Annotated in this window: 12 protein-coding genes; 6 read left to right on the forward strand and 6 right to left on the reverse strand. The window is 72.9% G+C overall.

The window, feature by feature from the left end:
• The first annotated feature begins 50 nt into the window (after positions 1-50).
• Positions 51-986: a methylenetetrahydrofolate reductase [NAD(P)H] gene (metF, locus tag ABD296_RS23430; RefSeq protein WP_344270785.1), complete on the forward strand. Its 936-nt coding sequence runs from the start codon at positions 51-53 to the stop codon at positions 984-986.
• On the opposite strand, the gene ABD296_RS23435 is transcribed toward metF, so the two are convergent.
• Positions 923-1,525, reverse strand: coding sequence for a GNAT family N-acetyltransferase (locus tag ABD296_RS23435; RefSeq protein WP_344270788.1), 603 nt, complete (start codon positions 1,523-1,525; stop codon positions 923-925). The genes metF and ABD296_RS23435 overlap by 64 nt on opposite strands.
• 10 nt (positions 1,526-1,535) lie before the next feature.
• Positions 1,536-1,868, reverse strand: coding sequence for a hypothetical protein (locus ABD296_RS23440; RefSeq protein ID WP_344270790.1), 333 nt, complete (start codon positions 1,866-1,868; stop codon positions 1,536-1,538).
• Between the two features lie 84 nt (positions 1,869-1,952).
• Here ABD296_RS23440 and ABD296_RS23445 point away from each other — a divergent pair, with 84 nt between their 5' ends.
• Both ABD296_RS23445 and ABD296_RS23450 read left to right on the forward strand, forming a co-directional pair.
• Positions 1,953-2,117, forward strand: coding sequence for a toxin-antitoxin system HicB family antitoxin (locus ABD296_RS23445; RefSeq protein WP_344270793.1), 165 nt, complete (start codon positions 1,953-1,955; stop codon positions 2,115-2,117).
• Positions 2,118-2,125: 8 nt separating this feature from the next.
• Positions 2,126-3,295 carry an RNA-guided endonuclease InsQ/TnpB family protein gene (locus ABD296_RS23450; RefSeq protein WP_344270796.1) on the forward strand — a complete coding sequence of 390 codons (1,170 nt, stop codon included), beginning with the start codon at positions 2,126-2,128 and terminating at the stop codon, positions 3,293-3,295.
• Positions 3,296-3,327: 32 nt separating this feature from the next.
• Here ABD296_RS23450 and ABD296_RS23455 read toward each other — a convergent pair whose 3' ends face one another.
• The 3 genes from ABD296_RS23455 to ABD296_RS23465 all read right to left on the reverse strand — a co-directional run bounded on the left by ABD296_RS23455 (position 3,328) and on the right by ABD296_RS23465 (position 5,188).
• Positions 3,328-4,251 (reverse strand): hypothetical protein, encoded by a 924-nt coding sequence (locus ABD296_RS23455; protein WP_344270799.1) that lies wholly within the window; start codon positions 4,249-4,251, stop codon positions 3,328-3,330.
• A gap of 90 nt (positions 4,252-4,341) precedes the next feature.
• The gene (locus ABD296_RS23460) at positions 4,342-4,713 is read right to left on the reverse strand and encodes an arsenate reductase family protein (protein ID WP_344270802.1); all 372 of its coding nucleotides are present in this window, start codon (positions 4,711-4,713) and stop codon (positions 4,342-4,344) included.
• 10 nt (positions 4,714-4,723) lie between these two features.
• Complete coding sequence (locus ABD296_RS23465) at positions 4,724-5,188, reverse strand: YbaK/EbsC family protein (RefSeq protein ID WP_344270805.1); 465 nt, start codon at positions 5,186-5,188, stop codon at positions 4,724-4,726.
• A 281-nt stretch (positions 5,189-5,469) separates the two neighbouring features.
• On the opposite strand from ABD296_RS23465, the gene ABD296_RS23470 reads away from it, so the two are divergent.
• From ABD296_RS23470 to ABD296_RS23480, 3 genes are all read left to right on the forward strand, one after another.
• Complete coding sequence (locus ABD296_RS23470) at positions 5,470-5,952, forward strand: SAV_6107 family HEPN domain-containing protein (protein ID WP_344270808.1); 483 nt, start codon at positions 5,470-5,472, stop codon at positions 5,950-5,952.
• Positions 5,953-6,382: 430 nt separating this feature from the next.
• Positions 6,383-7,579, forward strand: a complete 1,197-nt coding sequence (locus ABD296_RS23475; protein WP_344270810.1) for a CoA transferase — start codon at positions 6,383-6,385, stop codon at positions 7,577-7,579.
• 88 nt (positions 7,580-7,667) lie between these two features.
• The gene (locus ABD296_RS23480) at positions 7,668-9,077 is read left to right on the forward strand and encodes an MFS transporter (RefSeq protein WP_344270813.1); all 1,410 of its coding nucleotides are present in this window, start codon (positions 7,668-7,670) and stop codon (positions 9,075-9,077) included.
• 293 nt (positions 9,078-9,370) lie between these two features.
• On the opposite strand, the gene bldD is transcribed toward ABD296_RS23480, so the two are convergent.
• A complete protein-coding gene (bldD, locus tag ABD296_RS23485) occupies positions 9,371-9,865 on the reverse strand; it encodes a transcriptional regulator BldD (protein WP_030145002.1) in 495 nt (164 codons plus the stop codon).
• Positions 9,866-10,127 lie beyond the last annotated feature (262 nt).

A 10,127-nucleotide genomic window follows, 5' to 3' on the forward strand; every position in this document is an offset into this window, starting at 1 on the left:
GGCCGGGCCGTCCGCGGGACCCCGGAGGAGCCCGCCTGTAGGCTTGGGGGATGCGACCCGTACGTCCCGTCCGGCCTCCCACCGTCCGAGAGCTGCTCGCCTCGGGCGAGCGCTCCTTCTCCTTCGAGTTCATGCCGCCCAAGTCCGACAAGGGCGCGCGGACCCTGTGGCGTACGATCCGCGAGCTGGAGCCCCTGCACCCGACGTTCGTGTCGGTCACCTACGGGGCGGGCGGCGGCACCCGCGACAAGACCGTCGACATCGTCGAGCGGATCGCCACCGACACCACCCTCACCCCCGTCGCGCACTTCACCGCCGTGAACCACTCCCAGGCCGAGCTGCGCAACCTGATCGGCCGGTTCGCCGCCGCCGACGTCCGCAACGTGCTCGCACTGCGCGGCGACCCGCCCGGCGACCCGATGGGGGAGTGGGCCAAGCACCCCGAGGGCGTCGAGTACGCCGCCGAGCTCGTCCACATGATCCGCTCCTATGGCGACTTCTGCGTCGGCGTCGCCGCGTTCCCCTACAAGCACCCGCGCTCGCCCGACATCGAGAGCGACACCCGCCACTTCGTGGCCAAGTGCCGCGCCGGCGCCGACTACGCGATCACCCAGATGTTCTTCCGCGCGGACGACTACTTCCGGCTGCGCGACCGGGTCGCCGCCGCCGGCTGCGAGACGCCGATCATCCCCGGCATCATGCCGGTCACCAAGTACAGCACCATCGAGCGCTCCGAGCAGCTGTCGGGCGCGCCGTTCCCGCCCGAGGTCAGGGCCCGCTTCGACGCCGTGGCCGACGACCCGGACGCGGTGCGGCGGCTCGGCATCGAGCACGCCGCCGACCTGTCCCGCGACCTGCTCGAGCAGGGCGCGCCCGGCGTCCACTTCATCACCTTCAACCAGTCGACCGCGACGCGCGAGGTCTACGGGCTGCTGGAGTCCGGCGGGTACGGCGCCAGGGGCAGCGTCCCGCCCATGACCGCGTAGCGGGGGCCGCCGCCGGGGAACTCGAAGTCGGTCAGCAGATCGACCATGCCGACCGAGCGGTACAGGTGGCGGGCCGGGGTCTCGGGCCGGCGGTCCAGCGTCGACAGCACGACCGTCCGCTCCGGCCTGCCCTCGCACAGCGCGGTCAGCAGCGCCCGGCCGAGGCCCCGGCCCTGCGCCTGAGGGTGCACGTGCAGCTCCGCCACCTCGAACGAGTCGTCCATCCACGACTCGGCGTGCGCGTCGCCGCCGACGTCGATGAGCGCCTGGTACACCACGTCGTGCCACCACTGCCCGCGCGCCCCGCTGAACCCGTAGGCGAACCCGTGGACCGGTCCGGGCAGGCCGGGCAGCGCGCCGCGCCGCTCCACGACGAACGCGCGGAACGACGGGTAGGCCGCGTGCCGCTCCATGATCGTGTGCCGGCCCGGCAACTGCTCCTCCGGCGGCTCCATGGCGGCCCTGTACACGTCGAGCATGGGGCTGAGCCGGCGTAGGAAGGCGCGTTCGTCGATCTCGCGCAGCTTCGGGTCCCTCACCCGGAAGAGACTAGACCCGCGGGGTGGTGCGCTGCGTGGACGACAGCCGGTCGTAGATGTCCCACAGGATCCGGTCGGCCGCCTTCTTCAGCGTCCCGCGCTGGGAATCGAGCTGCGCGCCCCACTCGCGCGCCTCCGGGCCCAGCCACGCGTCGGTCGAGCCGAGCGTCCGCGCCGGCGCGTCCAGGGCCCGCCTGACCTGATCGATGCTGCCGTAGGCGTCGGCATAGGCGTGGTACAGCCGCTCGTACTCGGGATTCGGCTGCTCCGTCGGCGACAGCTCGGCGGCCCCGGCGGCCGTGTACGGCGGGGGCAGGCTCCCCGGAGGCGGCGGAGCGGCCATCAGAAGTGCGCGAGGGAGGCTCCGGCGCTTGGGCCGGAGTCGAATCCGCGCTCCCTCCTCTCCCAAAGTGGTAGCATTTTGGTTGTGATCAGGGGCGTGGCGCGGGAGTCGCTGAACCTTCGGGTTCCCCCCGCGCTGAAACGGCGGATTGAGCAGTACGCCGAGCAGTCGGGTATCTCGATCAACGCTGCGGCATGCATGCTGCTGGACGAAGGTTTGCGCAGCGAGGAACGGCGGCGCGAACGGTGAGACGGTCGATGAAGTTCCTGCTGCGGCCGACCGCCCGACAGGCTGGGGCGTTGGCCGCGTGCCTGGAGGATCATCGGCAACTCTATAACGCGGCCTTGGAGCATCGCCGGACGGCATATCGACAGGCCGGGGCAACGGTCCGGTACAGCGACCAGTCTGCTGAGCTGAAGGAGATCCGCAAAGCGGACCAGGAAGGGCAAGGTCGCTGGTCTGCCGGGTCCCAACAACAGACACTGCGGCGTCTGGACAAGGCGTTCACCGCGTTCTTCCGTCGGGTCAAGGCCGGCGGGCGCCCTGGCTACCCCAGATTCAAGGGGAAGGGGCGATTCGACAACGTGGAATGGCCCGCTCGGAAGAACGGCGCGTGCTGGGATTCCCAGCCCCATGAGCGGACCACCCGCCTCTATCTGCTGGGTATCGGCCATGTCCGCGTCCACCAGCATCGTCCGGTGCGGGGCGTGGTGAAGACGATCAGCGTCAAGCGCGAAGGTCCTCGGTGGTTCGCGATCTTGGCCTGTGACGAAGTGCCTGCCGAGCCGCTCCCCGCGACCGGCGCAATCGTTGGTGTCGATGTGGGAGTGGCGTCGCTGGTCACAACCAGTGACGGTGAACACGTGGCCAATCCGCGTCACCTGCGCTCGTCGGCCGACCGGCTGGCCGTTGCGCAACGCGACCTGGCACGCTGCACGCGCGGGTCGAACCGGCGCCGCAAGGCCGTCCGGCGCGTCGCCGAATGGAAGGCCAAGATCCGCCGACAGCGCTTGGACACGGCGCACAAGACGGCCTTGGGTCTCGTCCGTGCGCATGACGTGATCGTGCACGAGCGCCTGCGGATCGCGGAGATGACACGGTCGGCCTCCGGATCGAGGGAGGACCCTGGCCGCAACGTCGCGCAGAAGACAGGATTGAACCGTTCGATCTTGGACGCGGGTTGGGGGGTGTTGCTGACGGTTCTCGCGTACAAGGCTGAAAGTGCCGGTCGTGAGCTGATCGCAGTCAATCCCCGCAACACCTCCCGCACTTGCAGTGCCTGCGGGTACTGCGCAGCCGGGAACCGCGTGAGCCAGGCCGTGTTCCAATGCATGGCATGCGGGCACGCCGCTCATGCCGACATCAACGCGGCGATCAACATTCTCAGGGCAGGGCTTGCCCTTCGCGATGCTGTGGACGCAGCTTAGCGAGAAGCCGCTCACCTTTCGGAGCGGAGGAGTCACGGCGACCTCACATCAGGCCGATATTCGACCCGGTCGGCTGGCGCGGTATCGCTCGATGTGCTCTGCTGGTGTTGCGCTGTGTTCCTTATTCGTAGTACGGCGTCTCGGTGAAGTTTCGCGATGGCCTCGCGGGTCCTGCCGCTCATCGCGGCCTCGGTGACCACCTGGACGGCCGCCGGACGCACCCCGGCGCGGTCGGCCTCGGCGAGGAAGGCGCGCAGCCACGTCACGTCCATCGCCAGGTGGTGGCTGGAGGTGCCGAGCGACTCCTCGATCACCTTCAGCCGCGCCTCGTCGCCGTGCGCCGCCCTGACCAGGTCCGCGGCGCCCGCGGGGCCGAGCCGCCCGTACAGCGCCTCGGTGTAGTCGGGGTCGCCGGCGTCGGCCTTCAGCCGCTTCCACACCGCGTCCGGGACGGCCTTGCCGTCCTGCACGGCGGCGGCGACGGCCAGCGCGTCCGCCCGGGCCGCCTTCTGCGCGGCCGGACGGTCCGGGTAGCCGCCGAGGTCGCCCGCGCCCCGCGGAGTCGGCGCGACCTTGCGCACCGGGGGCGTCCGGCGGGGCGGGCGCACCGGATGCGGCGTCCCGCCCGGGGCCGGGCTCCCCGTCCGGGGCGGCGCCGGCACGGGCTTCGGCGCGGGAGGCGCGTCGACCCCGCCGCCCGGGTCGGGATGGGTGACCGCGAAGTTGTAGCGCCGCGTCAGCATCCCGAGCTGCCCGGAGGCCCAGTGCGCCACCTGGTCGGCCTGCCGGTACCCGGCCTGCGACACCCCGGCCGGCGGGCGGTGCCCGTTCAGCCAGCCCGAGATCGCCGCCTGCGCGTCCCGCAGCTGCCGGATCACCTGGTCGAGCGCGGGCGGGTCGATGCCCCGGAACTCCGGGTCGCGCGCGGCCGGGCCGGTGCGCATCTGCGCGGTCATCGCCCCTCCCGGACGTCACCCATCGTCGGCGTGGAACGCCGCAGCGTTCCGATCCCCAGAATCACACCGGCATCAGCGGCTGTCGAGAGCCTACGAGGAGGTCGGTCGGGGTTGGTTGGTCGGGAGAAAGCGGAGCACCGATTCGGGGTCCCGCGCGACCACGGCCTCGTCACCGGTCAGCACGATCGGCCGCTGGATCAGCACCGGGTTCGCCACCATGACCTCGATCCACCGGGCGCGGTCGTGTTCGAGGTCCTTCAGCCCCAGTTCCTTGGCGACCGGCTCGTTCAGCCGCGCCACGTCCCACGGCTCCGCGCCGATCCGCTTGAGCACCGCGTCGAGCTCGTCCGCCGTGGGCGGCTCGTCCAGGTAGCGGCGCTCGGTGTACTCCACGCCCGCCTCGTCCAGCGCGGCCTTGGCCGCGCGGCTCTTCGAGCAGCGCGGGTTGTGCCAGATCTCCATGTGGGCCCTTTCAGCTCACTTCGGCCGGGGTACCCCCGGTGATCTTCAACAGTTCGTCGTAGCTGGTCGGGAAGACGGTGTGCGCGAGCCCGCCGGCGGCCCACACCTCGTCGTACTTGTCCAGCCAGACGTCCACGAGCGTGCGGATCGGCGCCGGGTGCCCGACCGGGGCGACGCCCCCGATCGTCTGCCCGGTCGCCTCCCGGACGAACTCGGGCGTCGCCCGCCGCACCTTCTCCGCGCCCACCAGCAGCGCGACCTTGCCGGTGTCCACGCGGTGCGCGCCGCTCGTCATCACCAGCAGGGGCGTGCCGTCGGCGTCGAAGACCAGGCTGTTGGCGATCGCGCCGACCTCGCAGCCGAGCTGGTCCGCCGCCGCCTGGGCGGTGCGGGCCGAGTCCGGCAGCTCGACGATCTCTCCCGTGGCGCCGTGCCCGCGCAGCGCCGCGGCGACCCGTTCGACATTCGGATGCATGCCAGCACCCTATGGTGCGGCGGGCCCTCGCGACCCGCCGTTTTCCTGCGCGTATGCCCCGGAACGCAGGTCAGGGACACCCGTTCGAACACGTTGACGAATCGGCGGCAGGGCGCTTTACTGTGAGTGCGTCGAACTTATGTTCGATGTGGCGCGGGACTCGCGGCCCGCGCCAGGGCGACGTCCCCGACCGGTGCAGCGGTGGCCGGCGGGACGGACGGCCGGGCGGAGTGAGGGGAAGCTCTCCGCCCGGCCGGCCCGAGCCCCGGAAGGAGGCAGTCATGTCCGCAACGACGGCGGCGCGCGGAGTCCACTCCGCCGCCCAGCCCGCACCGGCCCCGCGCCACCGGGCGCTCCCGGCGCCGCGTCCGGTCCACACGGCGGTCGGCCAGCTGCACGCCGCCCGCATGGGCCTCGCCGAGGCCGCCGAGGCGACCTCGCCGGCCGTCCGCTACGTCTGCGCCCACCTGGCCGCGCTGCGCGCCGCCGCCGCGGTGCTGGCGTCCAAGGAACCCCTGGAGACCCACCGGCGCGGACGCCCGCGCAGCGTCTGGGTACTGCTGCCCGAAGCCGAGCCCGCACTGCGCGAGTGGGCCGCGTTCTTCGCCGCCGGCGCCGACAAGCGCGCCGCCGCCGAGGCCGGCCTCCCACGCGCCGTCACCCCGCGCGAAGCGGAGGAACTCCTCCACGACGCCGAGGTCTTCGTCACCCTCGTCGAGGACACCCTCGGCGTGACCAGCCAACCAACCCTGCCGACCTCGTAACCCGGACCCCCTCGAAGGGCCGGTCCAACCCTCCCCAGGGCCCGGTCCTGCCGGAGGCCGGGCCGCCGCCACCGTCCTCACCGTGGCGGCGCCCGGCCCCGGCGAAGCGTTCCTTGGCGTTGCCCTTGGGAGTCGGCCTCTGGGCCCCTTCAACGGGCACCTGCGTGCGATCGCTGCATCGCTTCGGCTCGCCCTGGGGGCTCGCTGCGCGATCGGATTCTCGCAAGCTCGAATCCGGCTTCGCTCGCGATCGCGACGGTCCAGGTCGCCACGTGGTCGGGGAAGGGGCTGAAGACACTCCGAGACGGCCGCGCCGGTGCTGGTCGCAACCCCCCGAGCCGACCGGCGCCGGCGCGGTCCTTGCTGCGCTCGGGGCTGGGGGAGGCGGGCGGCCCGTGGGGGCGGGACGGGGACCCGCATACTCGGTGGAATGCAGAATGACGCTACGCCACCGCTGGCGGGGCTGCGGGTTGTCGAGCTGTCCAGCTTCGTCGCCTCGCCGCTCGGCGGGATGACCCTCGCCCAACTCGGCGCGGACGTGATCCGGGTCGACCAGATCGGCGGCGGCCCGGACATCGACCGGTGGCCGCTCGCCCCGTCCGGACGCAGCCTGTACTGGGCCGGGCTGAATAAGGGCAAGCGGTCGCTGACCGCCGACCTGCGGTCGGCCGAGGGGCGCGCGCTCGTCGCGCGGCTGGCGGCGGAGGCCGGTGTGGTGCTGACGAACGCGCCGCCGCGCGACGGGCTCACGTACGAGGCGCTGCGGGAGGTGCGGCCCGATCTGATCCACGTGCAGCTGCTCGGTACGCGGGACGGCGGCAACGCCGTGGACTACACGGTCAACGCCGAGGTCGGCTTCCCGTCGATCACCGGGCCGTCCGGGAGCGCGGAGCCGTCCAACCACGTCATGCCGGCCTGGGACGTGGCGTGCGGTCTCTACCTCACCGTCGGGCTGCTGGCCGCCGAGCGGCACCGGCTGCGCACCGGCGAGGGGACCCGGTTGCGGGTCGCGCTGTCCGACGTCGCGCTCGCCACGGCCGGCAACCTCGGGATGCTCGCCGAGGCGCAGCTCGGGCAGGTGCGGCCGCGCCTCGGGAACCAGCTGTTCGGTGACTTCGGGCGCGACTTCGTCACCGGGGACGGGCGGGTCATGGTCGCGGTCCTGTCCGCGCGGCACTGGCGCGACCTGCTCGCCGCCACCGGGCTCACCGAGGTCGCCGAGGCGCTGCAGCGGGCCCTCGGCGCCGACTTCCGCACCGCCGGTGACCGGTACGCCTACCGGGACGCGCTCGGCGGCGTCCTCGCCCCCTGGTTCGCCTCCCGCACCTGCGCGGAGGTCGAGGACGGGCTGAAGGGCACCTCGGTGCTGTGCTCTCGGTACCGCGGCTTCGCGGAGGTCGCGGCGGGCCTGCACGACGAGCCGCTCATGGGCGAACTGGACGAGCCGGGCATCGGCCGCCATCTCGCCCCCGCGTCCCCGCTGCGGCTGGGCGAGGAGGTGCCGGCCCCGGCGCCCGCGCCGGTCCTCGGTGCGCACACCGACGAGATCCTGCGCGACGTCCTGGGCGTCCCGGACGAGGAGGCGAGGTCCCTGCGCGCCCGCCGCGTCGTCGGCGAGCCCGGCTGACGGCTCCTCGCGATTGTGAAATGACCCGCTTTGTCCCTGCTTCGTCCGTCCATGAGATCGTTAGGGCGGCGAAGTAAGGGAGGGCGCGGTGACGGCGCGGGGCGGACGGGGGCTGGTGCCGCTGCTGGCGTTCCTGGGCATGATGGCGTACTCGCTGTCCATGGCCGTCGTGACGCCCGCGCTCGCGCTGATCCAGCAGGGCCTGCACACCTCGGCGGCCGGCGCCGCCTGGGCGATCACCGCGATGACGCTGTCGGCGGCCGTGTCGACCCCGGTGATCGGCCGCCTCGGCGACCTGTACGGGCCGCGCCGCGTGCTGCTGGCCGTGCTGGTGATCGCCACCATCGGCATGGTCGTCGCGGCGGCGGCCGGGTCGCTGCCGCTGATGCTGGCCGGGCGGATGCTCGGCGGGATCGGCGGCGGCGTCTTCCCGCTCGCCTACACGATCATCCGGGACGTCTTCCCGCCCGCCCGGACGGCGTCGGCGGTCGGCCTGATGTCGTCCATGCTGGGCCTCGGCGGCGCGATCTCGTGGTGCATCGCCGGGCCGGTCATCGACCTGCTGGGCTGGCGCTGGCTGCTGTGGGTGCCGGTGGCCGGGCTCCTGCCGGGCCTCCTGCTCGCCTGGTGGATCGTTCCCGCGTCCCCGCCGCGCGACGCGGCCCGGGTCGACTGGTGGGGCGCCGCGCTGTTCGCCGGCTGGCTGGTGGCCGCGCTGACCGCGCTCACCGAGGGGATGGACTGGGGCTGGGCGTCCCCGGGCGTGCTCGGCCTGCTCGCCCTCTCGGCGGCGCTGGCCGCGGCGTGGCTGCGGGTCGAGGCCCGCGTCGCCGAGCCGCTGGTCGACCTGCGGCTGATGCGGGTGCGCGGGGTGTGGACGGCGAACGCCGCGTCGCTGCTGTCCGGGTACGCCCTGATGGCGGGCGGGCTGCTGTTCCCGCTCCTCGTCCAGCTGCCGGCGGGCACCGGCTACGGCTTCGGCGGGACGGCCACGCAGGCGGCCCTGCTCCAGTTGCCCGCCAGCATCGGGATGACGGCGGCGGGACTGGCCGCCGGGCTCCTCGACCGCCGCATCGGCTCCCGGATGGTGCTGCTCGGCGGCGCCGTGCTGACCGCCGCCGGCTACGGCTTCGTGACCGTCCAGCACGCGGCCATGTGGCAGCTCTACGTCGGCGGTCTCGGCCGCGGCATCGGGCTCGGCTTCGCCTACGCCGCCGTCGCGAACCTCGTCGTCGCGGCGGTCCCGGCGGGGGAGACGGGCGTCGCCACGGGCATCAACACGCTCCTCCGCACGGTCGGGGCGTCCCTCGGCACCCAGGTGAGCGCCGTGATCGTGGCCGGCCTGCCCGGTGAGCGCGGCTTCACCACCGGGTTCGCGGTCAGCTCCGCCGTCATGGCCGCCGTCCTTCCGCTGGCCCTGCTCGTCCCCCGGCGGGGCCGCGCGTGTGGGAGCGCGTCCATCGCGGGCGAGGAGCGCCGCACCGCTCCCGTGGCGTGATACGGGAGGTTGGACGCAGAGTGATCGGTGCGGCGCGTGGGCCGCGGGAACCGGCGAGTGCGGGAGAGGCGGCCGGGCTTTTCCCGGAAATTCCGTGCCGCCGGCGGATTGCGGGAGGAATCGCTATCGAGTTCGCCGCCGGCGGCCCGATGCGGAAGGGCCGTCGGGCACGGGGAACTGCGGGCGCGCACGGAACGGGGCCCGGTGGGTGGCCGGGCCCCGTCTCGGTCATGCGGCGGGGGCGGTGCGCTTCGAGGGGACGTCCCCTCCCGCCCCCCGGCGGTCTCGCCGGGTCAGAACGACTCGACGGCGCGGCGCGCCTCCGGGTCGAGCACGCCCCAGGTGATGAGCTCCTCGGTCAGCTCGGTCGGGGACTTGTCATAGATGACCGCCAGGGAACGCAGGTCTTCCTGGCGGATGGACAGGACCTTTCCGTTGTAGTCGCCCCGCTGGCTCTGGATCGTCGCGGCGTAACGGGCGAGAGGACCGGCCTTGTCCTTCGGAAGCTGCTGCAGCCGCTCAAGGTCGATGACGAGCTTGGGCGTAGGCCCGAGCGGGCTCGGCGCGGCTCCGCCGGGCAGCAACTCGGAAACCGGCACGCCGTAGAAATCGGCGAGCTCGGCCAGCTTCTGAACGGTGACGGCGCGGTCGCCCCGCTCGTACGAACCCACGACGACGGCCTTCCAGCGGCCGCGGGACTTCTCCTCCACACCGTGCAGCGACAGCCCCTGCTGGGTGCGGATGGCGCGCAGGCGCGCGCCGAGAGCCTTTGCGTATTCAGACGGCATTCTGCGGCCCCCCAGGCTCACTTTCGTCGTCGTTGGACCCCGGCGGGATGCCGGGGGGAGACAGATTCCCGACGCCATTGGGCCTCAAGACCCTGTCTCCAGGGATGGTTACGGACAGTGACGGTAAAACGGGGAAGGCCCTAGGTCAAGCTGATTGGAAAAAAGCGGTCGAATCCGCAGGTCTCGATCCGGGCACTCCCGGCCTCCGGAAGGCCCTGCAGGACGGGCTCCGGGCGGTCGCGCGGGCCCGGAAGCAGCCCCG

Origin of the sequence: Actinomadura napierensis (assembly GCF_039529375.1) — a bacterium.
In the GTDB taxonomy this organism is placed as follows: domain Bacteria; phylum Actinomycetota; class Actinomycetes; order Streptosporangiales; family Streptosporangiaceae; genus Spirillospora; species Spirillospora napierensis.

Bases quoted from the DNA above. Each gene is read 5' to 3' on its own strand.
- ABD296_RS23440 (WP_344270790.1), bottom strand. From the start codon at position 1,868: ATGGCCGCTCCGCCGCCTCCGGGGAGCCTGCCCCCGCCGTACACGGCC.
- ABD296_RS23470 (WP_344270808.1), top strand. From the start codon at position 5,470: ATGTCCGCAACGACGGCGGCGCGCGGAGTCCACTCCGCCGCCCAGCCC.
- ABD296_RS23460 (WP_344270802.1), bottom strand. From the start codon at position 4,713: ATGGAGATCTGGCACAACCCGCGCTGCTCGAAGAGCCGCGCGGCCAAG.
- bldD (WP_030145002.1), bottom strand. From the start codon at position 9,865: ATGCCGTCTGAATACGCAAAGGCTCTCGGCGCGCGCCTGCGCGCCATC.
- ABD296_RS23455 (WP_344270799.1), bottom strand. From the start codon at position 4,251: ATGACCGCGCAGATGCGCACCGGCCCGGCCGCGCGCGACCCGGAGTTC.
- ABD296_RS23475 (WP_344270810.1), top strand. From the start codon at position 6,383: ATGCAGAATGACGCTACGCCACCGCTGGCGGGGCTGCGGGTTGTCGAG.
- ABD296_RS23450 (WP_344270796.1), top strand. From the start codon at position 2,126: ATGAAGTTCCTGCTGCGGCCGACCGCCCGACAGGCTGGGGCGTTGGCC.
- ABD296_RS23465 (WP_344270805.1), bottom strand. From the start codon at position 5,188: ATGCATCCGAATGTCGAACGGGTCGCCGCGGCGCTGCGCGGGCACGGC.
- metF (WP_344270785.1), top strand. From the start codon at position 51: ATGCGACCCGTACGTCCCGTCCGGCCTCCCACCGTCCGAGAGCTGCTC.